25 protein-coding genes are annotated in these 21,741 nt (G+C 69.6%); 20 read left to right on the top strand and 5 right to left on the bottom strand.

The annotated features are described in order from the left end of the window. Positions 1–44: 44 nt before the first annotated feature. A complete protein-coding gene (locus tag EBE87_RS17985; RefSeq protein WP_158600839.1) occupies positions 45–1,124 on the bottom strand; it encodes an imelysin family protein in 1,080 nt (359 codons plus the stop codon). A gap of 228 nt (positions 1,125–1,352) precedes the next feature. On the opposite strand from EBE87_RS17985, the gene EBE87_RS17990 reads away from it, so the two are divergent. From EBE87_RS17990 to EBE87_RS18000, 3 genes are all read left to right on the top strand, one after another. Then, complete coding sequence (locus EBE87_RS17990; protein ID WP_233553107.1) at positions 1,353–3,536, top strand: TonB-dependent receptor; 2,184 nt, start codon at positions 1,353–1,355, stop codon at positions 3,534–3,536. An 84-nt stretch (positions 3,537–3,620) separates the two neighbouring features. Further along, the gene (locus EBE87_RS17995; RefSeq protein WP_120637381.1) at positions 3,621–4,301 is read left to right on the top strand and encodes a Fe2+-dependent dioxygenase; all 681 of its coding nucleotides are present in this window, start codon (positions 3,621–3,623) and stop codon (positions 4,299–4,301) included. A 118-nt stretch (positions 4,302–4,419) separates the two neighbouring features. Continuing rightward, a complete protein-coding gene (locus EBE87_RS18000) occupies positions 4,420–5,928 on the top strand; it encodes a lyase family protein (RefSeq protein ID WP_120637382.1) in 1,509 nt (502 codons plus the stop codon). Positions 5,929–5,972: 44 nt separating this feature from the next. On the opposite strand, the gene EBE87_RS18005 is transcribed toward EBE87_RS18000, so the two are convergent. Continuing rightward, the gene (locus EBE87_RS18005) at positions 5,973–7,178 is read right to left on the bottom strand and encodes a Zn-dependent hydrolase (RefSeq protein WP_120637383.1); all 1,206 of its coding nucleotides are present in this window, start codon (positions 7,176–7,178) and stop codon (positions 5,973–5,975) included. Positions 7,179–7,297: 119 nt separating this feature from the next. Between EBE87_RS18005 and EBE87_RS18010 the strand changes: the two genes are divergently transcribed. The 16 genes from EBE87_RS18010 to EBE87_RS18085 all read left to right on the top strand — a co-directional run bounded on the left by EBE87_RS18010 (position 7,298) and on the right by EBE87_RS18085 (position 19,762). Further along, on the top strand, positions 7,298–7,678 hold the full coding sequence (locus EBE87_RS18010; protein WP_120637404.1) for a RidA family protein: 381 nt from the start codon (positions 7,298–7,300) through the stop codon (positions 7,676–7,678). Positions 7,679–7,774: 96 nt separating this feature from the next. After that, a complete protein-coding gene (gene queA / locus EBE87_RS18015) occupies positions 7,775–8,857 on the top strand; it encodes a tRNA preQ1(34) S-adenosylmethionine ribosyltransferase-isomerase QueA (protein WP_120637384.1) in 1,083 nt (360 codons plus the stop codon). Continuing rightward, positions 8,854–9,978, top strand: a complete 1,125-nt coding sequence (tgt, locus tag EBE87_RS18020; protein WP_120637385.1) for a tRNA guanosine(34) transglycosylase Tgt — start codon at positions 8,854–8,856, stop codon at positions 9,976–9,978. Before queA ends, tgt begins: the two co-directional genes overlap by 4 nt. Continuing rightward, on the top strand, positions 9,975–10,439 hold the full coding sequence (gene queF / locus EBE87_RS18025) for a preQ(1) synthase (RefSeq protein ID WP_120637386.1): 465 nt from the start codon (positions 9,975–9,977) through the stop codon (positions 10,437–10,439). Before tgt ends, queF begins: the two co-directional genes overlap by 4 nt. Next, a complete protein-coding gene (queG, locus tag EBE87_RS18030; RefSeq protein WP_199707204.1) occupies positions 10,426–11,472 on the top strand; it encodes a tRNA epoxyqueuosine(34) reductase QueG in 1,047 nt (348 codons plus the stop codon). The genes queF and queG overlap by 14 nt, the downstream gene beginning before the upstream one ends. Further along, entirely contained in the window at positions 11,469–12,167 is a 699-nt protein-coding gene (queC, locus tag EBE87_RS18035; RefSeq protein WP_120637388.1) for a 7-cyano-7-deazaguanine synthase QueC, read from the top strand. The genes queG and queC overlap by 4 nt, the downstream gene beginning before the upstream one ends. Before the next feature lie 64 nt (positions 12,168–12,231). Further along, the gene (locus EBE87_RS18040) at positions 12,232–12,789 is read left to right on the top strand and encodes a VUT family protein (RefSeq protein ID WP_120637389.1); all 558 of its coding nucleotides are present in this window, start codon (positions 12,232–12,234) and stop codon (positions 12,787–12,789) included. Between the two features lie 61 nt (positions 12,790–12,850). After that, positions 12,851–13,663: a RibD family protein gene (locus EBE87_RS18045; RefSeq protein ID WP_120637390.1), complete on the top strand. Its 813-nt coding sequence runs from the start codon at positions 12,851–12,853 to the stop codon at positions 13,661–13,663. Beyond that, complete coding sequence (locus EBE87_RS18050) at positions 13,660–14,619, top strand: zinc-dependent alcohol dehydrogenase (protein ID WP_120637391.1); 960 nt, start codon at positions 13,660–13,662, stop codon at positions 14,617–14,619. The genes EBE87_RS18045 and EBE87_RS18050 overlap by 4 nt, the downstream gene beginning before the upstream one ends. 26 nt (positions 14,620–14,645) lie before the next feature. After that, on the top strand, positions 14,646–15,044 hold the full coding sequence (locus EBE87_RS18055) for a 6-pyruvoyl trahydropterin synthase family protein (RefSeq protein ID WP_120637392.1): 399 nt from the start codon (positions 14,646–14,648) through the stop codon (positions 15,042–15,044). Next, complete coding sequence (locus EBE87_RS18060) at positions 15,044–16,087, top strand: glycosyltransferase family 4 protein (RefSeq protein ID WP_120637393.1); 1,044 nt, start codon at positions 15,044–15,046, stop codon at positions 16,085–16,087. Before EBE87_RS18055 ends, EBE87_RS18060 begins: the two co-directional genes overlap by 1 nt. Beyond that, the gene (locus EBE87_RS18065) at positions 16,084–16,977 is read left to right on the top strand and encodes a class I SAM-dependent methyltransferase (RefSeq protein ID WP_120637394.1); all 894 of its coding nucleotides are present in this window, start codon (positions 16,084–16,086) and stop codon (positions 16,975–16,977) included. Before EBE87_RS18060 ends, EBE87_RS18065 begins: the two co-directional genes overlap by 4 nt. Before the next feature lie 20 nt (positions 16,978–16,997). Beyond that, entirely contained in the window at positions 16,998–18,251 is a 1,254-nt protein-coding gene (gene otnK, locus EBE87_RS18070) for a 3-oxo-tetronate kinase (protein ID WP_120637395.1), read from the top strand. After that, entirely contained in the window at positions 18,248–18,880 is a 633-nt protein-coding gene (otnC, locus tag EBE87_RS18075) for a 3-oxo-tetronate 4-phosphate decarboxylase (RefSeq protein ID WP_120637396.1), read from the top strand. Before otnK ends, otnC begins: the two co-directional genes overlap by 4 nt. 10 nt (positions 18,881–18,890) lie before the next feature. Beyond that, positions 18,891–19,271, top strand: a complete 381-nt coding sequence (locus EBE87_RS18080) for a methylglyoxal synthase (protein WP_120637397.1) — start codon at positions 18,891–18,893, stop codon at positions 19,269–19,271. Next, positions 19,271–19,762, top strand: a complete 492-nt coding sequence (locus EBE87_RS18085) for a GNAT family N-acetyltransferase (protein WP_120637398.1) — start codon at positions 19,271–19,273, stop codon at positions 19,760–19,762. Before EBE87_RS18080 ends, EBE87_RS18085 begins: the two co-directional genes overlap by 1 nt. On the opposite strand, the gene EBE87_RS18090 is transcribed toward EBE87_RS18085, so the two are convergent. The 3 genes from EBE87_RS18090 to EBE87_RS28670 all read right to left on the bottom strand — a co-directional run bounded on the left by EBE87_RS18090 (position 19,728) and on the right by EBE87_RS28670 (position 21,471). Continuing rightward, entirely contained in the window at positions 19,728–20,189 is a 462-nt protein-coding gene (locus EBE87_RS18090; protein WP_199707206.1) for a GNAT family N-acetyltransferase, read from the bottom strand. The two genes, EBE87_RS18085 and EBE87_RS18090, sit on opposite strands and share 35 nt — an antisense overlap. Further along, positions 20,186–21,175 carry a 2-hydroxyacid dehydrogenase gene (locus EBE87_RS18095; protein ID WP_120637399.1) on the bottom strand — a complete coding sequence of 330 codons (990 nt, stop codon included), beginning with the start codon at positions 21,173–21,175 and terminating at the stop codon, positions 20,186–20,188. Before EBE87_RS18095 ends, EBE87_RS18090 begins: the two co-directional genes overlap by 4 nt. A 95-nt stretch (positions 21,176–21,270) precedes the next feature. After that, positions 21,271–21,471: a hypothetical protein gene (locus tag EBE87_RS28670; RefSeq protein WP_147425985.1), complete on the bottom strand. Its 201-nt coding sequence runs from the start codon at positions 21,469–21,471 to the stop codon at positions 21,271–21,273. Here EBE87_RS28670 and EBE87_RS18100 point away from each other — a divergent pair. Further along, the coding region (locus tag EBE87_RS18100) for a hypothetical protein (protein ID WP_199726501.1) at positions 21,461–21,741 on the top strand (281 nt) is incomplete at its 3' end. The two genes, EBE87_RS28670 and EBE87_RS18100, sit on opposite strands and share 11 nt — an antisense overlap.

Here is a 21,741-nt window from a genome sequence, read left to right on the forward strand (position 1 = left end):
GCTCCTGCGCCCGATGAGCCGGCTTGTCCAGCCTTCGGGCCTGATCAGTTCGCTTCCAAGGTGGTCACGGCAGAGGGAATCCCCAATGCGGGAGGCAGGCGTTCCGCCAGCAGGTCGCGCAGGGCGATGGCCTCTGTCTGCAAGGCCTGCACCCGCGCCCGCTGCTCCGGCTGGGCCAGCGCGCGTTCGATCGGCAGGGGTAGCGCCTCGGCCGCGGCGGTGGTGCTCTCGAAGGCCCGGGACAGCAGCGCTGCCAACTCCCCCTGCCCGTCCTTCTCCAGCGCCGGGCCGAAGCCGCTGCGGAACATCGCCCGCGCCGCCGCGACATCGACGATCAGCTCGCGGCCGGAGAGTTCCGACCGCCAGGATTCCAGCCGCTGCGGCTGGCCGCTGGCAAGCGCCTCGGACAGCTTGCGCCCCGCCACCCCCCCCACCGCGCCATGCATGGCGCGGAACAGCTCCAGCGTGGCATCCTTGGGCGAGGCATAGGGCGCGCGGGGCTCGACGATCACGGTCGCATAGGGATTGGGGCCGGTGCTCCAGCCTTCCAGCATGTCCCGCGCGATGGCGGCCACCGTGGCCCCCACCGCGCCCAGCAGCGCGGCGCAATAGGCGGCCTCGGCATCGCCGGCCGCCAGCCGGGGCGCCGCGCCCTCGCCGAACAGCAGCCGCTCGGCGGCGGGCAGGCCGAGGGTGGTGATGTTGGAAAGGGATTCCGGCCGCACATCCAGCAATGCCGCGTCCCGCCGCGCGATGGCATCCGCCAGGTCGCGGCCCACCGTATCCTGCGGGTCTGGCCAGAACTCCACGCGCTGGTGGCGGCTGAACAGCTCCGCCGGGCCGAAGCGCAGGTGGCGCACCCCCTGCCAGGCCAGCATCGCATCCGCCCAGCCCTGCCGGGCGGCCTGCAGGGCGGCGGCATCGGCCGGGGCCTTGCCGAGGGCGGCCAGACTGGCCGCGAAGCTGGTGGCGGCGGTGGCGAAGGCGCGGTAGCCGGGCAGCACCGCCGCTTCCACCACCGCGCGGTTCAGGGCCCGCAGCGCCGTCTCATCGGGCGCCGCCAGCACCATGCCGGGCGCCAGGAAAAGGGCTGAGGCAGCGACGATCAGCATGCGGCGATGCATGGGAAGAGGGCTCCGGGCAGGTGGCGCCGCCGTGCGGCTGGCAGCGGGAGGTCCATCCGCCGCCATCCCGCACCAGCATGGCACAGCCTTACTTATGCGGCACTGTGTCCCTGGTGCAACAGCCCGCCCAATCCACCTTTGGCCACGTTGACGCTCCAATTTGATAATCATAATGAAAATCATTCTTAATTAGGCGGAGCGAGTCCGATGAGCAGGCGGCAGGGTTTGGTGAGCACGGTCTCCCAGGCGGCGATGATGGCGGGTGTCGCCATGGCGCTGCCAGGCACGGCAGAGGCGCAGGCTGTGGCGCCCGAGGGCACCATCGTGCTGCCGAACATCGACGTGCAGGCGAATGCCCCGGCCAACACGCTGAAGCGCGGCACCTCCGTCAACCGCCTGCCCGGCACGGTGCAGGACACGCCGCAGACCATCAACGTGGTGCCGCGCGAGGTGCTGGAGCAGCAGAACGTCACCACGCTGGAGGAGGCGCTGCGCAACGTCCCCGGCATCACCGTCTCGATCGGTGAGGGCAATGGCGGCGTCAACGGCGACCAGTTCCGCATCCGCGGCTTTTCCGCCCAGAACGACGTCTATCTCGATGGCCTGCGCGACTTCGGCTCCTATGTGCGCGATGCCTTCACCTATGAAGACGTGGCGGTCATCAAGGGCCCCTCGGGTTACGCGCTGGGCACGGGCACGGTGGGCGGCGCCGTAGCGGTGGGCAGCCGCACGCCGCACCTGGGCAACAGCTACGGCGGCACCGCCACGGGCGGCATGGGCCCCTTCGCGCGCGGCACGCTGGACCTGAACCAGCAGTTCAGCGACACCGGCGCCATCCGCCTGAACATCATGGGCCAGTCCAGCCGGACGGTGGACCGCGACGCACCCACCGGCTCCCGCTGGGGTGTTGCGCCTTCCATCGCGCTGGGCCTCGGCACGGACACCACCTTCACGCTGGAATACCTGCACTACGAGTATGACATCCCCACCGATGCCGGCGTGCCGGTGATCACGCCACCCGGCAGCAGCGTGGGGCGGCCCATCACGGAATACGGCCTGCCGCGCGGCACCTGGTACGGCAGCCGCAACGACCGCGACAAGGTCGAGGTGGACCGCCTCACCGCGCGCCTGCAGCACCAGTTCAGCGACTGGCTGACCCTGAGCAACGACTTCCGCACCACCTGGGTGGACCGCGAATTCGCCTATGCCATTCCGAGCTGCAACGTCGATTGCGCCGATCTCTTCGTGCGCGGCGGCAACCCGGCCTTCAGCCCCAGCGGCGCCGGCAATCCCTACAAGCAGGACACCTGGGCCATCCAGAACGTCGCCACCGCCACGGCGAAGTTCACCACGGGCCCGCTGCGGCATGAGCTGACGGGCGGCATCGACATCTGGCACGAGGAGATCGACCGCACCGGCTACGGCTACCAGACCACCCGCACCGACACGCTTCGCAACCCGCAGGACAAGGGCCTGCGCCGGCTGCTGGCGGCCGCTTCCAACGAGCGGCACGGCAATACCGATGCCTATGGCGCCTTCATCAACGAACGCCTGTGGCTGCTGCCGGAACTCTCGATTATCGGTGGCGTGCGCGTGACGCGGTACGAATCCACCTATACCGCCGGCACGCCCGGGCAGGCGCTGACCAGCGACTTCGATATCGGCACGACCTCCTGGGACCCGCGGGCCTCGCTGGTGTTCGAGCCGACGCAGAACCAGACCTACTATGCGACCTATTCCCGCTCCTCGACCCCGCCGGGCTCGCTGTTCTTCACCCAGCCTTCCACCGTGGGCGGCTTCCGGGACGACTATAAGCCGGAAAAGAACACGCTCTATGAGATCGGGGCCAAGGTCGGCATCCTCGATAACAATCGCCTCGGCGTCTACGGCTCGCTGTTCCGCATCAAGAAGAGCAATGCGCAGGATGTCGATCCGCTGACAGGCATCGCCACCCTCTCCTCCGACGTGCAGCGGAACCAGGGCGTCGAGATCGGCGTCACCGGCCAGCCGCTGCCGGGTTGGACGATCAACGCCAACTACACCTACATGGACAGCGAGACCCGCTCCTCCGCCACCGCCGCCAATGTCGGCAAGCGCGTGCAATACGTGCCGGAGAATGCGGCCGCGCTGTGGACCACCTATGAGTTCGACCGCAACGGTCCCTGGAACCTGACGGTGGGCGGCGGCTTCACCTGGCGTGACAAGGTCTTCCTGAACGCGGCGAATACCGCCGAGGCGCCGTCCAACTTCTCGCTGGACGCAATGGTTTCGCACCGGATCAACGAAAACCTGCGCTTGCAGGTGAATGGCTACAACCTGACGAACGAGCTGAACTACAATGCCTTGTTCGGCAACCGTGTGCTGCCTTCCGCGGGCCGCACCGTGCTGGTCTCGCTCAGCGCCGAGTTCTGACGGTACCTGCCGCAGAGCCGTTGAGGAGGGGCCGCCCCGGCGGCCCCTTTTCCCGTTCCACCCCAGGCTTCAGGTCCGCAGCTCATGCTCATCCGCATTCCCCAGCTTCTTTCCCCCGCCGAGGTCGCGCAATGCCGCCAGGTGCTGGAAGCCGCCGCCTGGGTCGATGGCCGCACCACCGCAGGGGAGCAGTCGGCCAAGGCGAAGTTCAACCTCCAGGTCCCGGAGAACTCACGGGAGGCGCGGGAACTGGGCGAGCTGGTGCTGCGCGCGCTGGGGCGGAACCCAACCTTCACCTCCGCCGCGCTGCCGCTGCGGGTCTATCCGCCCATGTTCAACCGCTACGACGCTGGCATGACCTTCCGCGCGCATGTGGACAACACCATCCGCTACGTGCCGGGCGGCGGGCGACTGCGGGCCGATGTCTCCTCCACCCTCTTCCTGACGCCGCCGGAGGATTACGACGGCGGCGAGCTGGTGATCGAGGACACCTACGGCACCCAGCAGGTGAAGCTGGCGCCCGGCGACATGGTGCTCTACCCGGCCACCTCGCTGCACAGCGTCAATCCGGTGACGCGCGGCAGCCGCTGGGCCAGCTTCTTCTGGACGCAGTCCATGGTGAAGGACGATGGCCGCCGCAGCCTGCTCTATGGCCTGGACAACGGCATCCGCCAGACCCGTGCCGACCTTCCCGACGACCACCCCGGCGTGCTGGCGCTGACCGCGAGCTACCACAACCTGCTGCGGCAATGGGTGGAGATGTAGCGGCGGCCCGGCCTTCACTCGGCACTCCGCCGCCAGCACTCGCGGTGACGTGCTGTTGCTTCCCTGGCGCAGGCCAAGCCATCTGGCGGCGATCAGCCGCATCATGGATGGAGGAAGCATGTCCCGGTTCAGAACCTGCCTTGGAGCCCTCGTTCTTTCGGCCTGTGCGCTGCCGGCCCTGTCCCAGCAGCCCGCGCCGCGCGACGAGTTCTTCTGGCTGGGCGAGATCAACAAGGCCACCGCCGTCATCAATACCGATGAGGGGCTGCTGGACCGGTCGATGGCGCCGCGCATCGCGGCGGGCCTCGCCAATGTGCTGAAGGCGGGTGCGCAGCCGGGTGGCAAGCGCCCCTCCAGCGTCATCACCTTCGAGCCGCTGTTGATCGAGGCGGCGGGTGTGGAGGCGACACTGCTGCATGCCGGCCGCTCCAGCCAGGACATGCATGCCACCTACCGCGCCGCCATCATCCGCGACGACCTGCTGAAGCTGGCCGAACAGCTCCACAAGACCACGGCCACGATGGTGGGGCTGGCGGAAAAGCATGCCGGCACCATCGTGCCGAACTACACCAATGGCGTGGCGGCGCAGCCCAACAGCTTCGGTCATTACCTGCTGGGCCATGTCGCGGGACTGGTGCGGGACGCGCAGCGCCTGCGGGAAGCCTTCGCGCGGGTGGACCGCTCCGCCATGGGCACCACGGTGCTGAACGGCACCAGTTGGCCGCTGAACCGGGATCGGATGGCGCGTTACCTCGGCTTCCCGGTGGTGGTGGAGAATGCCTATGACGCCGGGCAGATCTCCTCCTCGGAACATCCGGTGGAGGTCGGCGCGGTCGTCACCAGCATCGCGCTGCATGCCGGTGCCTTCATCGAAGACATCATGACGCAATATGCGCAGTCCCGCCCCTGGATCCTGCTGCAGGAAGGCGGCGGCAATACTTATGTCTCCAGCGCCATGCCGCAGAAGCGGAACCCGGGCCTGCTGAACGACACGCGCAGCCAAGCCTCCACCGTGGTGTCGCTGGCCATGGGCCGCGTGTTGCAGGCCCATAACATCACCCCCGGCATGTCCGACCCCAAGAGCGTGCGGGACAATTCCGCCATGGTCGCCGCCACGCTGCGGATGTTGCAGGGTTGGGACCGCATTCTGAACGCCCTGGTCATCAGCCCGCAGCGGGCGCTGGAGGAGCTGAACAGCGACTGGACCGCGTCGCAGGAACTGGCGGATGTGCTGATGCGGAAGTACCGCCTGCCCTTCCGCGTCGGCCACCACTTCGCTTCCGAGATCGTGGACCATGCCAAGGGCCACGACATCAAGCCCACCGACTTCCCTTACGAGGAAGCGAAGCGCATCTACGCCGCCACCCTGGCCGAGATGAAGGTGGAAGGCGGCGAGTTGCCGATGAGCGAGGCGGAGTTCCGCTCCACGCTCGACCCCGTGGCCATTGTCCGCAACCGCGCCACCAGCGGCGGCCCGCAGCCGGCCGAGATGGCGCGCATGCTGGCCGGGGCGCGGCAGGCGCTGGGGCAGCAGGAAGGCTGGGCCCGTGAGCAGCGCGGCCGGATCGACACCGCCCTGGCCTCGCTGGATGCCGACTTCACCAAGCTGGTGGACGGCACCCGCTGAGGGTGTCGCGCGCCGGGCCGCGAGCCCGGCGCACTGAGCGCCGCTTAGCCCAGGCCGAGATAACGTGCCGCGCCATCCACCAGCACCTGGGCGCCCAACGCCAGGTCCTCGTCACTGGTGTTTTCCGCCCAATGGTGGCTGATGCCGCCGATCGAGGGCACGAAGAGCATCACCGCCGGCATCTGCTTGGCCAGGTATTGCGCGTCATGCCCGGCGCCGCTGGGCATGCGCTGCCAAGCGCCGGGCGCCGCCGCCTCGGCCGCCGCGTCCAGCGCCGCCATCATCGCCGGGTCGCTCAGCGCGGGCCTGGAGCGGCTGACCACATGCAGGGTGGTGGTGCAGCGCTCGCGCCGGTTGCTCTCCTGCACCAGCCGCCGCAGCGTCGCCTCCATCCGCTCCAGCGTTTCCGTCGAAATGTCGCGGAACTGGAAGAGGATATCGGCCCGGCCCGGGATGATGGAGGGCGCGCCGGGGTCCAGCACGATGCGCCCGGCGGTCCAGGTGGAACGCTCGCCGCAGATGCGGGGGAATTCCTGGTCGATGGCGGCCAGCAGGCGCACGGCGGTCAGGCCCGCATCCTTGCGTTCCGCCATGGTGGTGCCGCCGGCATGGTCCTGCTGCCCTTCCACCACCAGCCTGAACTGCCAGATGGCGACGATGCCGGTGACGACGCCGATGCGCAGCCCAGCCCGCTCCAGTTGCGTCCCCTGCTCGATATGCATCTCGAAGAAGCCCTTGTAGCGGCTCGGGTCGATTTGCAGGCGCGGCAGCCCTTCCAGTCCGGCGGCGCGCAGTGCATCCCGCAGCGGCGTGCCGTCGGTGCGGTTGCGGCTACGGTCGATCTCCTCCTCCGGCAATTCCCCGATGATCGACTTGCTGCCGAGGAAGCCGCCCTCGAAATGCCCTTCCTCATCCGCGAAGGCGCAGACATCCACGGGCAGGCCCGCCCGCGCCATGGCCAGGGCACCGACGACGCCGAGCGCGCCATCCAGCCAGCCGGCCTCGTTCTGGCTCTCGATATGACTGCCGGCGAGGATATGCGGCCCGGGGCCGGTGTGGCGGCCGAAGACATTGCCGATGCCGTCGATAGAGGGTTCCAGCCCCACCTCCCGCATCCGCTCCATCAGCCAGCGGCGGGATTCCATGTCCTGCGAGCTATAGGTCGGCCGATGCACGCCGGTCTTGAAGGCACCGATCTTCCGCAGGTCATAAAGATCCTGAAGGAAACGGGCGGTATCGGCTTGCGGCATGGTGACGCTCCAGCTGGTGTGTTCGCGCGGGCCAGGATGCAAGTTCCGCGCCGCCCGCCGGCTTTCAGCTTCGGCGTGGCAATGCCACCATGGCCGTTCTTTCCAAGGGAGCCAACGCCATGCTGACGCATTACCCGCCGAACGAGCCCGAGCGCATGCCGCCGCTGTCGCTGGCGGTGCGGACGGGAGACCTGCTGTTTGTCTCCGGCGCCGGGCCTTTCGACGAGAACTGGCAGATCGCCAAGGGCGACTTCCCGGCGCAGATGCGCGCGGTGCTGGCGGACCTCGACCGCACCCTGGCGCGTGCGGGCGCCGACCGCAGCCGCATCGTGAAGGTCAATGTGCTGCTGACGCGGGAGGAGGATATCCCGGTCATGAACCGCATCTATGCCGAATGGTTCGGCTCCCCACCCTTCCCCGCCCGCACCACGGCGGTGGTGAAGGCCCTGCCCGTGCCGGATTTCCTGCTGGAGATCGAGTGCGTGGCCGCCGTGGGCTGAGCCACGCGGCGCCGTGAAGCCCGGCGGGCAGCCCTGCCCTGCCGAGGCTTTGCTTGCCTTCCGCCCTGCGCTCCGCTACCGCCCGGGGCGAATCCCATGACCCAGACCGACGCCCCCGCCCTCCCCGCCTTGCGGGCCGAGGATTTCGATTTCGCCCTGCCCGAGGCCCTAATCGCGCAGGAACCTGCGCGCCCGCGTGATTCCGCGCGCCTGTTGGTGGTGAGCACGGAAGGCACGCGCGACCTGGGCGTGGCCGACCTGCCCAGCCTGCTGGCACCGGGCGACCTGATGGTGGTCAACGACACCCGCGTCATCCCCGCCCGCCTGCATGCCCGCCGGGGCGAGGCGCGTGTCGAGATCATGCTGAACCGCACCGAGGCCGGCGGCACCTGGCACGCCCTGGTGCGCGGTGCCAAGAAGCTGCGCCCCGGCGATGTGCTGTCCATTGAAGGCGCGCCGGAACTCGCGCCCCGCGTGGTGGAACGGCAGGATGGCGGCGCCGTGCTGCTGGATTTCGGCCCGGACCAGGCGCTGCTGGCCACCGCGCTGGAAAAGGCCGGCGAGGTGCCGCTGCCGCCCTATATCGCCCGCCCGGACGGCCCGCGCCCTGAGGACCGGGACGACTATACCCATCTTTTTGCCCGCCAGCCCGGCGCGGTGGCGGCGCCCACGGCCAGCCTGCACTTCACCCAGGCGCTGATGGAGGCGCTGGCGGCACGCGGCGTCGGGCAGGTGGAGGTGACGCTGCATGTCGGCGCCGGCACCTTCCTGCCCATCCGCACCGAGGACCCGCGCGCCCACAAGCTGCATTCGGAATGGGGCGAGGTGACGCCGGAAGCCGCCGCCGTCATCAATGCCACCCGCGCGCGGGGCGGGCGCATCGTCGCCATCGGCACCACCGCGCTGCGGCTGCTGGAAAGCGCGGTTGATGAGAAGGGCGTGGTGCATCCCTTCCGTGGGCTGACGGATATTTTCCTGCTGCCCGGCCACCGCTTCCATTCGGCGGATGTGCTGCTGACCAATTTCCACCTGCCGAAGTCGAGCCTCTTCATGCTCGTCTCGGCCTTCTCCGGCACCGCGCGGATGCGCGATGCCTATGCCCATGCCATCGCGGCCGGCTATCGCTTCTATTCCTATGGCGATGCGAGCCTGCTGTTCCGGGAGGATTCCGCCCAGTGACGCTCTCCTGGAACTGCCAGTGCCATGACGGCAAGGCCCGCGCCGGCATGCTGCATACCGCGCATGGCGATGTGCCTACGCCGGTCTTCATGCCCGTCGGCACCGCCGGCACGGTGAAGGGCATGACGGCCGATGCCGTGCGCTCCACCGGCGCCAGGATCGTGCTGGGCAATACCTATCACCTGATGCTGCGCCCGGGCGCGGAACGTGTCGGCCGGCTGGGCGGGCTGCACCGGATGATGGACTGGCATGGCCCGATCCTGACGGATTCCGGCGGCTTCCAGGTGATGTCGCTGTCCAAGCTGCGGAAGCTGGACAAGGACGGCGTCACCTTCCAGAGCCACATCAATGGCGAGCGCTTCCGCGTGACGCCGGAGCGCAGCATCGAGATCCAGCACCTGCTGGATTCCGACATCACCATGTGCTTCGACGAATGCATCGAATACCCGGCGGTGCATACGGAAGCCGCGCGCGCCATGCAGCTTTCCATGGACTGGGCCGCACGTTCCCGCGCCGCCTTCACGCCGCGCGAGGGTTATGGCCTGTTTGGCATCCAGCAGGGCAGCACCTTCGAGGACCTGCGCGCGGAAAGCAGCAAGGCGCTGACCGAGATCGGTTTTGAGGGCTATGCCATCGGTGGCCTGGCGGTTGGCGAGGGGCAGGAGGAGATGTTCCGCACCCTCGACTTCTGCGCCGACATGCTGCCGGAAACCCACCCGCGCTACCTGATGGGTGTCGGCACGCCGAGCGACCTGATCGGCGCCGTGGCGCGTGGCGTGGATATGTTCGACTGCGTCATCCCCACCCGTTCCGGCCGCACCGGCCGCGCCTATACCAGCCGGGGCGTGCTGAATATCCGCAACGCTAAGCATGCCGAGGATACCGGCCCGCTGGACCCGGAATGCGACTGCCCCGCCTGCACGCGGCATTCGCGCGGCTATCTGCTGCACCTGTTCAAGGCGGGTGAAATGCTCGGGCCCATGCTGCTGACCTGGCACAACATCCGTTACTACCAGAACCTGATGGCGCGCATTCGTGCCGCCATCGTCGCCGGCCGCTTCGCCCAGGAAGCGGAGATCATCCAGGCCGGCTGGACCACCGCACAGGAGACCGCCGCATGAGCAGCCATGACGTTTCCGGCCTGACCATGCTGGGCCAGAACACGCAGCAGCCCACCACCCCCGAGGAAGCGGTGCTGGAGCGCGTGCCCAACCCGCATCCCGGCAGCCGCTATTGCGTGCGCTTCACGGCGCCTGAGTTCACCTCGCTCTGCCCCATCACCGGCCAGCCCGACTTCGCGCACCTGATGATCGACTACGTGCCGGGCGACTGGCTGGTGGAGAGCAAGAGCCTCAAGCTCTACCTGACCTCCTTCCGCAACCACGGCGCCTTCCACGAGGCCTGCACGGTGGGCATCGGCCAGCGTCTGGCTGAAACGCTCTCCCCGGTCTGGCTGCGGATCGGCGGCTACTGGTACCCGCGCGGCGGCATCCCGATCGATGTCTTCTGGCAGACGGGCGAGGCACCGGCCGGCGTGTGGATTCCGCCGCAGGACGTGCCCAACTACCGTGGCCGCGGCTGACACAACCGCGCTGATCCGCGCGAAAGCGCTGGAGATCGGCTTCGATGCGGTGGGCTTCGCGCCCGCGCATCTGGGGCCGGAAGTGCGGGCGCGGCTGGATGCCTTCCTGGCCGCCGGCATGCAGGGCGAGATGGGTTGGCTGGCGGACCGCGCCGAGCAGCGCGCGCATCCGCAGGCGCTGTGGCCGGAAGCCGCCTCCGTCATCGCCCTCGGCATGAATTACGGGCCGGAGGAAGACCCGCTTTCCATCCTCTCCCAGCCTGACCGTGGCGGCATCAGCGTCTATGCCCGCCACAAGGATTACCACGACATCGTCAAGAAGCGGCTGAAGGTTCTGGGCCGCTGGATGATGGATCAGTGGCGCGAACAACAGATAAAAGTCTTCGTCGATACCGCGCCGGTGGCCGAAAAGCCCCTGGCGCAGCAGGCCGGGCTGGGCTGGCAGGGCAAGCACAGCAACCTCGTCTCCCGCGAATTCGGCTCCTGGCTCTTCCTGGGCGAGATCTACACCACGCTCGACCTCGCGCCCGATGCGGCGGAGGTGGACCATTGCGGCAAGTGCACGCGCTGCCTGCGCGCCTGCCCGACCGATGCCTTTGTCGGCCCCTACCGGCTCGATGCCCGGCGCTGCATCAGCTACCTGACCATCGAGCACAAGGGCCCGATCCCCGAGGAATTCCGGGCGAAGATGGGCAACCGCATCTACGGCTGCGACGACTGCCTCTCCGTCTGTCCCTGGAACAAGTTCGCGCAGCATGGCCGCGAGCCCGGGCTGATCGCGCGGGAGGACCTGACCGCGCCACGCCTGGCGGAGCTGGCGGTGCTGGATGACACTGCCTTCCGAGCGCTGTTCAGCGGCTCTCCGGTCAAGCGCATCGGGCGGGACCGCTTCGTGCGGAACGTGCTGATCGCCATCGGCAATTCCGGCATACCCGCGCTGCGGGACGTGGCGGCCGGATTGTGCGAAGACCCCGCCGAAGTGGTGGCCGATGCCGCGCGTTGGGCCGTGGCGAGACTGGAGACAAGAGAATGAGTGACGGCGCGCTGGTGCTGTTCAGCGGCGGACAGGATTCCGCCACCTGCCTGGCCTGGGCGCTGGAGCGGTTTTCCCATGTCGAGACCATGGGCTTCGACTACGGCCAGCGCCACAAGGTGGAGCTGGAATGCCGCGCGGCCTTCCGCACCGATATCGCCACCCACTTCCCGCACTGGGCGCCGAAGCTGGGCGAGGACCATTCGCTCAAGCTCGATGCCCTGGCCGCCGTGTCCGATACCGCCCTGACGCGGCAGACAGAAATCGCCATGCAGGAGAATGGCCTGCCCAATACCTTCGTGCCCGGCCGCAACCTGATCTTCCTGACCTTCGCCGCCGCCCTGGCCTATCGGCGCGGGCTGCGCCACATCGTCACCGGCGTCTGCGAGACGGATTTCTCCGGCTATCCCGACTGCCGGGACGACACCATCAAGGCGCTGCAGGTGGCGCTGAACCTCGGCATGGAGCAGCGCTTCGTGCTGCACACGCCGCTGATGTGGATCGACAAGGCGGAAACCTGGCGGTTGGCGGAGGGGCTGGGCGGCACGGTGCTGGTCGATTCCATCGTCGAGGATACCCATACCTGCTACCTGGGCGACCGCGCGCACCGTCATCCCTGGGGCTATGGCTGCGGCACCTGCCCCGCCTGCGAGTTGCGCGCGAAGGGCTATCGGGAGTATCGAGCCTGCACCTGACGCGCGGGGGTTCGCCGCGTGGCAACACGCGGATGCACCCGCCCCGTTCTGGGAAAACTCGCAGATGACCGATACCCGCCGCCTGGAGGGCTTCGCGGCCCTTGTCGCCTTCGGGCTCACCATTCCCGCGGCCAATTGGCTGATCGGTCATGCCGGCACCGTCTGCGTGCCCGATGGCCCCTGCCTGATCCCGGTGGCGCCGGGCGTGATGGCGCCTTCCGGCGTGCTGATGATCGGCCTCGCGCTGGTGCTGCGGGACCTGGTGCAGCGGCGCCTCGGCCTCGGCTTTGCCTGGTTCGCCATTCTTGGCGGCACCATCCTCTCCGCCTTCCTGGCCCCACCCTCCCTGGTGCTGGCCTCCGCCGCCGCCTTCCTGATCAGCGAGACGGTGGACCTCGCCGTCTATACGCCGCTGCAGAAGCGCAACCTGGTGCTGGCGGTGCTGGCCTCGGGCCTGGCGGGGCTGGTGGTGGACAGCGTCGCCTTCCTGTTCATCGCCTTCGGGGATCTTTCCTTCCTGGGCGGGCAGGTGCTGGGCAAGCTCTGGATGGTGCTGCTGGCGCTGCCGCTGGTCTCCTGGCTGCGCCGCGCCGATGCCCGCCGGGGCATCCAGCCGGCCTGAACCGCACCACCGCGTGCGGCGGGGTGGCACCGCCGCCGCCGCTGCGGCATAGAATGCGGTGATGGACAGCCACCGCCTCGACGCCGCGCGGGACGACTCGACCTGGGAAGCCCTGCTCCGCCAGCGGGAAGGCCTGACGGGCGCGGCGATGCCGCAGGGGCCCGTGGCCCGCCTCTTCGCGCCGGTGCTGGCGCCGGGCGGCGCGATCGACGGCTGCATGGTGCTGGGCCGGCTGGCGCAGACGCTGGATGGGCGCATCGCTACCGCCTCCGGCTCCAGCCAATGGATCGGCGGCACGGGCGATATCCTGCACACCCACCGCCTGCGCGCCCTGTGCCATGCCGTGGTGGTGGGCGCCGGCACCGTGCGGCACGACAACCCCCGCCTGACGACCCGCGAATGCGCGGGCCCTAACCCGGTGCGCGTGGTGCTGGATACCGAGCGCCGCCTTGGCACCGAATACGGCCTTTTCGCTCTCGGTGGCCCGCCGACCCTGCTGGCCTGCGCTGAGGATGCCCTTGGCCCCGATATCCACGGCGCCGCCGAGGTGCTGCGCCTGCCCCGCGCGCCCATCGGCGGGCTGGACCTGCCGGCCCTGCTGCGGGCGCTCGCGGCACGGGGGCTGACGCGCATCTTCGTGGAAGGCGGCGGGCTCACCGTCTCCCGCTTTCTCGCCGCCGGTTGCCTGGACCGGTTGCATGTCACGGTGGCGCCGGTGCTGCTGGGCTCCGGCATTCCCGCCTTCACCCTGCCGGAGGCCGCGCGCATCGCCGATGGCCTGCGCTTCACCTGGGGCGTGCATAACCTGGGGGAGGACGTTTTGTTCGACATCGCTCTGCACCGCGCGCGCCCCGCCGTCTGCGAGGAACCATGAGGGCCCGCGCCTTCTGGATCACCGCCCCCGGCCATGGCGAGATCCGCGAGGAAACCCTGCCTGTCCCCAGCCTCGATCAGGTGCTGGTGCGCAGCCTGGCCAGCGGCATCTCCCGCGGCACCGAGCGGCTGGTCTTCGAGGGGCATGTGCCGCGCAGCCAGTGGCAGGCCATGCGGGCGCCGCTGCAGCAGGGCGAGTTCTCCTTTCCGGTGAAATACGGCTACGCGGCGGTGGGCACCGTGGCCGATGGCCACCGCGTCTTCTGCCTGCACCCGCACCAGGACCTTTTCCTGGCACCGCGCGCGATGTGCATCACCATCCCCGATGCCGTGCCCAATGCCCGCGCCGTGCTGGCTGCCAACATGGAAACCGCGCTCAACATCGTCTGGGACGCCCGCCCGCTGCCGGGGGAACGCGTGCTGGTGGTGGGCGGCGGCGTGGTGGGGCTGCTGGCGGGCTGGCTGCTGGGGCGCATCCCCGGCACGGTCGTGACGGTGGTGGATACCGACCCGGCGCGGGAAGATACGGCGCGGCGCCTCGGCCTCCGCTTCGCGCTGCCCCAGGCGGCGCCGGCGGAGCAGGAACTGATCGTGCATACCTCCGCCAGCGCTGCCGGCCTGCGCTGCGCGCTGAGCCACGCGGCTTTCGAGGCCCGTATCCTCGAAGCCTCCTGGCACGGCGACAAGGAAGTCGGCCTGCCGCTGGGCGAGGCCTTCCACGCCAAGCGGCTGCAAATGATCTCCACCCAGGTCGGCAGCGTCGCGCCCGCCATGCGCGGGCGCCGCACGCATGCGGAGCGGATGGCCCTGGCGCTGTCCCTGCTGGCGGAGCCGGCGCTGGACGCGCTCTGCGGCCCCACCCTTTCCTTCAACGAACTTCCGGCGCGATATGCCCCCATCCTCGGCCCGGCGGCGCCGGGAGAGGTTGCGCCGCTCTGCCCCGTCGTCACCTACTGATCGGACCAACCTGAAGAGATGCCCGCATGTACAGCCTGACCGTCGCCGACCATGTCATGGTCGCCCACAGCTTCAAGGGCGAGGAATTCGGCCCGGCCCAGCGCGTGCATGGCGCCACTTTCGTGGTGGAGGCCGAGTTCCGCGCGCCGAAGCTGGACCGGCTGAACCTGTTGATCGACATCGCCGCCGCGCGGGTCGAGCTGCGCAAGATCCTCGACAGCTTCGACTACAACAACCTGGACGAACTGCCTGAATTCGCCGGGCAGAACACCAGCACCGAATTTCTGTGCCACTTCATCCACGGCAAGCTGGCCGAGGCCATCCGCGCCGGCCGCTTTGGCGAGGGTGCGAAGGGCGTGGAGTCCATCAAGGTGCTGCTGCGGGAAAGCCCGCTGGCCTGGGCGGCCTGCGAGGCCCCGCTCTGATGAAGCTCGCGTTGCTGGTTCCTGGCCCTTTCAGCATCGTCTCCGGCGGCTATGGCTATGACCGACGGCTGGTGGAAGGCTTCCGCGCCGCCGGTCATGAGATCGAGGTGGTGGAACTGGAAGGCCGCCACCCGCTGCCCGATGCCGCCGCCGAGGCTTCCGCCCGCGCCGCGCTGGCGGGTATTCCGGACGACACGCGCATCATCATCGACGGCCTCGGCCTGCCCGCCTTCGCGCCCATGGTGGAGGAGCTGGAGCGCCGCCGCGCCATCGGCCTGATCCATCACCCCACCGCCATCGAGCCCGGCGTGCCGGAGGAAGACCGCGCGCGGCTGAAGGAACTGGAAAAACTGCTCTTCCCGCGCATGGCGCGGCTGGTGGCGACCTCGCAACTGACGGCGGACCGGCTGCCACCGGAATTCTCCGTCGCCGCCGAGCGCATCGGCGTGGTGGAGCCGGGCACCGATCCCGCGCCGCGCTCGAAGGGTTCCGGCGGGCCGGGCTGCGCCATCCTGGCCGTGGGTGTGCTGGCGCCGCGCAAGGGGCATGACGTGCTGCTGCGCGCCCTGGCGCGGCTGACCGACCTGGAATGGAGCCTGACCATCGCCGGCGCGCCGCGCGACCCCGTGCATGCCAAGACCCTCGCCGCGTTGGCGGAGGAACTGAACATCGTCAACCGCGTGACCTTCGCGGGCGAGGTGCCGCAGGAGGAGCTGGAGCAGCTTTATGCCCGCACCGACCTTTTTGCCCTCGCGACCTATTGGGAAGGCTATGGCATGGCGGCGGCGGAAGCCCTGGCGCGCGGCCTGCCGGTGGCCATCACCGCCGGCGGCGCCATCGCCGATGTGGTGCCGAAAACAGCGGGCGTGATCGCGGCGCCGGGGGATGTCACCTCCCTTTCCCGCGCCATGCGCCGGCCGATCTTCGACACCGGCCTGCGCGCCGAGATGGCCGAGGAAGCCTGGAAAGCCGGGCAGGCCCTGCCGCGCTGGCCCGACCGCGCCACCGCCTTTCTGGCCGAGATGGAAAAGGCCGGCGCATGAGCGACAACTTCGACGCCGAATGGCTGCAACTGCGCGAGCCCTTCGATGGCCGCGCGCGTTCCGTGCCGCTGGCGCTGCTGCTGGCGGATGCGCTGCCGGTGCGGCCGCGCATCATCGACCTCGGTGCCGGCACGGGTTCGCTGTTCCGCTGGCTGGCGCCTTATGTCGGGCGCACGCAGATCTGGACGCTGGTGGATTCCAATGCCGCCCTGCTGGACCGCGCCTTCGACGACATCGCCGAGGCCGCCGACCGCGTCGGCTGGACCGTGACGCTGCCGAAGCCGCAGATCATGCTGGTGCACACGCCCGTCGGTGTCTGGCGAGTGGAAGCACAACTGGCCGACCTGGCGGAAGCGCCCGGCAACCTGAAGTTGGATCAGGCGGATGGCGTGGTCAGCAGCGCGCTCTGCGACCTCGTCTCCCACGCCTGGGTGGCGCGGATGGCGGCCGCCTTGCAGGTGCCATTCTATGCCGCGTTGAATGTGGATGGCCACGAAGGTTTCTTCCCGCCGCATCCGAAGGACGGCCTGGTGGCACGCGGCTTCCGGCGCGACCAGACGCGGGACAAGGGCTTCGGCGGCCGCGCGCTGGGGCCGGCGGCGCCGGCTGTGCTGGCGCAGGCTTTCCGTGCGCATGGCTTTTCCGTCACCACGGCCCCCAGCCCCTGGCGCATCCCCGCCGCGACGCCCGCCATGGCGGAAGCCCTGGCCGATGGCCATGCCGATGCCGCGCTGCGCGCCCTGCCGCGCGCCCTGGCGCCGACGGTCGAGGAATGGCGCAAGGCGCGCCAGTTGCAGGCCGCGCGTGGCGCCCTGATGGCGCGCGTGGGCCATGCCGATCTGCTGGCGCTGCCGCCGGCCACGCCGAAGCCCACACGGGTCATCAACTAGAAGAAACGGGACAGAACGCCATGCCTATCCTCGGCTGCATCGCCGACGACTTCACCGGGGCCACCGACCTCGCCGCCATGCTGGTCGCGCACGGCATGACCACCGTGCAGGTGATCGGCGTGCCGCAGGGCCCGCTGCCCGAGGCCGATGCCGTGGTGGTGGCGCTGAAGTCCCGCACCGCGCCGGTGAAGCAGGCGGTGGCCGAGAGCCTCGCCGCCTGCGAGGCGCTGCTGGCCGGCGGTGCCCGGCAGATCTTCTTCAAATACTGCTCCACCTTCGACAGCACCGATGAAGGCAATATCGGCCCGGTGGCCGATGCGCTGATGCGGCGGCTGCACGCCGGCTTCGCCATCGCCTGCCCCGCCTTCCCCGCCAATGGGCGCAGCATCTACCAGGGCCATCTCTTTGTCGGCGACAAGCTGCTGAACGAGAGCGGCATGGAGAACCACCCGCTGACGCCGATGCGCGATGCCAATCTGGTGCGCGTACTCTCCCGCCAGACCGACGGCGGCGTCGGGCTGGTACCCTTCAGCGCGGTGGACCAGGGCGAGGCCGCCATCCGCCGCGAATTCCACCGGCTGCGCGATGCCGGCCGCCGCTATGCCATCGTGGATGCGGTGACGGACTCGCATCTGCATGCCATCGGCTGCGCCTGCGCCGAGCATGCACTGGTCACCGGCGGTTCCGGCATCGCCATGGGCCTGCCGGAGAACTTCCGCCTCCAGGGCCTGCTGCCGGAGCGCGAGAATGCCGACGAGCTGCCGGAAGCGCGCGGCACCATGGCGGTGGTCGCCGGCTCCTGCTCCCGCGCCACGCTGGCGCAGATCGGCATGGCACGGGACCATGTGCCGGTGCTGGAACTGGATGCACTGGCCACACCGGATGCCGCCGCCCTGGCCGCGCAGGCGCGCGAATGGGTGCGGGGCAAGCTGTCCGAGGAACGGCCGGTGGTGATCGCCGCCTCCGCCCCGCCGGAAAAGGTCGCGGCCTTGCAGGAAAAGCTGGGGCGCGAGGCCGCCGGCGTGCTGGTGGAGGAAGCGCTGGCGACCATCGCCGCCGACCTCGTCGCGGCCGGCGTCGGCCAGCTTGTGGTGGCGGGCGGCGAGACCTCGGGCGCGGTGGTGCAGCGCCTCGGCGTCACCGCCCTGCGCATCGGGCCGCAGATCGACCCCGGCGTGCCCTGGACCTATGCCGAGCCCGCCGGCCTGCACATGGCGCTGAAATCCGGCAATTTCGGCGCGCGGGACTTCTTCCTGAAGGCCTTCAGCGCATGACGGAGCAGGCGCTACGCGAGGAACTGGCGCGCCTCGGCGCCAGCCTCTTCGCGCGCGGATATTCGGTCGGCAGCGCCGGCAATATCAGCGTGCGGCTGGAGGACGGCTACCTGATGACGCCGACCAATTCCTCCCTCGGCAGCCTGGACCCGCAGCGCATCAGCCGGCTGGACCGGAACTGGCAGCATATCGGCGGCGACAAGCCTTCCAAGGAAGTCTTCCTGCACCGCGCGGTGCTGACAGCGAGGCCGGAGGCCGGCGCGGTGGTGCACCTGCATTCCACCCATGCCACCGCCATCGGCTGCCTCGCCACGCCGGGCGAGCCCGCGCCCATCCCGCCGCTGACGCCCTATTTCGTCATGCGCATCGGCCGCAGCCTGCCGGTGGTGCCCTATTACCGCCCCGGCGATGCGGCGATGGAGCCGGCGGTGCATGCCGCCGCGCTGGAAGCGCGCGCGATGCTGCTGGCCAACCATGGCCCCGTGGTCTCCGGCAAGACACTGACCGATGCCGTTTATGCCGCCGAGGAACTGGAGGAAGCCGCCCGGCTGGCGCTGATGCTGCGCGGCATGCCCGCCCGCACTTTGACCCCCGCGCAGGTGGACGACCTTCTCTCCACCTTCGGATAAAGGATGCAGCATGTCCCTGAAGCTCGCCCTGGTCGCGCATGACCGCATGAAGCCCGCGCTGGCCGAATGGGCGGCGCGGCACACGGCGGAGCTGGGCCGGCACAAGCTCGTCTGCACCGCCACCACCGGTGGTGTGTTGCGCGAACGCAATCCGGCGCTGGATGTCACCACCGTGAAAAGCGGCCCGCTGGGCGGCGACCAGCAGATCGGCGGCATGATCGCGGAAGGACAGATCGGCGCGCTGATCTTCTTTCCTGACCCGCTGGCGCCGCAGGCGCATGACGTGGACGTCAAGGCGCTGTTGCGCATCGCGCTGGTCTATGACGTGCCCTGCGCCTTCAACCCGGCCACGGCGGATCTGCTGGTGGCGGGCGGCCTGCTGGCGCGCTGATGGCCTGGAGCCCGCTGCGCGGCATCGAGGTCCGTGGCGCCGTGCCGGCGGATGCCGCGGATGTGGCGCGGCTGCTGGGGCAACTCGGCTATCCCATTCCGCCGCAGGAGGCCGCTGAGCGGCTGGCGCAGGTGCTGCGGGACAGTCATGGCACCCTGCTGGTGGCGGGCGATTACGGGCCCTTGGCGGGCCTCATCGCCCTCCACTGGGCGCCCATGCTGCAGGACCCGCGCCCCGTTGCCCGCATCACCACCCTGGTGGTGGATGAGGCGGAACGCGGGCGCGGCATCGGCCGCCTGCTGCTGAAGGCCGGCGCCCAGGCGGCGCGGCAGGCGGGCTGCGACCTGCTGGAACTGACCACCGGCACCCAGCGGGAGGAAGCGCATGCCTTCTACCGCGCCCAGGGTTTCGTCAGCACCTCCCTGCGCTTCTCCCGCAGCCTGCGGCGCAACCGCCCTACAGGGAAGCCGCAGGGTCCAGGCGAAGAATAAAGGAGCGCCAGCCCGGCTCCTCCGCGATGCGCTGGTAGAGCGCCAGCGCTGCATGGTCCTCCGGCGGCACGAACCAGCGCAGATGCGTCCAGTTCCGCTGCCGCCCGAGCGTCTGAAGCTCCCCGATCATGCGGCGCGCGATGCCCTTGCCCCGCGCATCCGCCCGCACGAAAAGGTCGTCGAGCTGCCCGCAGCGGCGGGCGAAGACCACTTCCGGCAGGTCGAAGAACAGCGCGAAGCCCAATGCCTCCTCGCCCTCGAAAGCCGCCAGGACCTCGGTGCGGGCATCCGGCTGCAGCATCTCCAGGGCAGCGCCGGGTGCCAGCGCGGCATCGCCGGCCAGCACCCCGCGCATCTCCGCCGCATAGGCATCGAGCAGCGCGCCGATCGGCGCGCGCTCCCCGGGCGGCAGCAGCCGGATCATCATGGCAGCAACGAGAGGTCGATCTCGTTCTCCAGCGTGCCGTCGCGGAAGAAGCGGCCGAGATTGGCCGTGGCACCTTCCACCTTCGCCATCATGGCATCCAGCGTGCCGGCGGCGATATGCGGCGTCAGCACGGCATTCTCCAGGTGCAGCAGCGGGTTGTCGGGGCGCGGCGGCTCGGGCTCGAAGACATCGATGCCGGCGGCGCGGATGACGCCGGCGGACAGCGCGCGGGCCAGCGCGGCCTCATCCACCACGGCGCCACGGGCGCAGTTCACCAGGATGGCCTCCGGCTTCATGGTGGCGAGGCTCTGGTCGTTGATGATGTGCTTCGTGGCCGGCGTGGCCGGCAGGTGCAGCGTGACCACATCCGACTCCCGCAGCAGCACATCGAGCGGCACACGGCGGAAGCCCAGCGCCAGCTCCAGCCCTTCCGGCAATTGCACCGCCGGGTCGGCATAAAGCCCGCGCACGCCGAAGGGCTGCAACAGCGCCGCCACGGCCGAGCCGATGCGCCCCATGCCGACGATGCCCACCGTGCGCCCACGCAGATTGCGCGAGATGGGGCGGATGGCGGTGCCCAGCCACTCGCCACGGCGCATGGCCGCATCGGCGCGCGGAATGTGGCGCAGGCAGGCGAAGATCAGCGCCAGCGCATGCTCGCTCACCACTTCCGGCGTGCCGAGCGGGTTGATGGCCAGGCGGATACCGCGTTCTCGCAGCGCCGCGATCGGCGTCTCGCCTTCCCAGCCCACGCCCTGGTGCTGCACCAGGGAAAGGCGCGGCGCCAGCTTCACCCATTCGGGCTTCAACACGGCGGGCGCCACGATCACGGCATCCGCGACCGACAGCTTTTCAAGCCGCTCCACATCGTCATTGGCCGATAGTGTCAGGAGTTCGCAGCCTTCCGGCATGCGGGCGCGCCATAATGCATAGACCTTCTCGGGCGCATGACTGAGGTAAAGAACGCGCCGCAGATTATCGCTCATGAGCTTCTCCCTAACCTGTGCAGGCTAGGGGATACGCGAGCATGAAAAAAGGCGCCCCCGTCGCCGGGAGCGCCTCTTTCATGTCAGCGGACGGCTTAGTTGCCGTTTAGCTCTTCCGGCAGCGAGCTTGCCTCCGGAGTGGGCGCGGGAGTCGGCGCGTCTTCCATCGGCGCGGCATCCGCACCGGAATCCATCGCCGGCATCTCAGGCGCCTCGGCCTTCTTACGCGAGCGGGTGCCGGTGGCAGCCTTACGCGGCGCCTTCGCGCGCTTCACGGTGGTTTCGATGATCGTCACCGTCTCCGCCGCCTCCGGCGCCGCGACGGGGGCTTCCGCCTTGGCGTTGCGGCGCGTGGCCGGCTTGCGCGCAGCAGCCGCCTTCTTCGGCGCGGGCGTCGCCGTGGCCGCAGACTTGCGAGCCGCGGGCTTGCGCGCGGTGCTGGCCGAAGCCGCCTTCTTCGGCGCCGCAGTCGTCTTGCGGGCTGCCGTCGCGGTGGTCTTCTTCGCCGCCGCGCCGCGCGTGGTGGTCGCCTTGCGCGCCGTGCTCGCCGCCGCCTTCTTCGGCGC

This window comes from Teichococcus wenyumeiae (assembly GCF_003696345.1).
GTDB lineage: Bacteria > Pseudomonadota > Alphaproteobacteria > Acetobacterales > Acetobacteraceae > Pseudoroseomonas > Pseudoroseomonas wenyumeiae.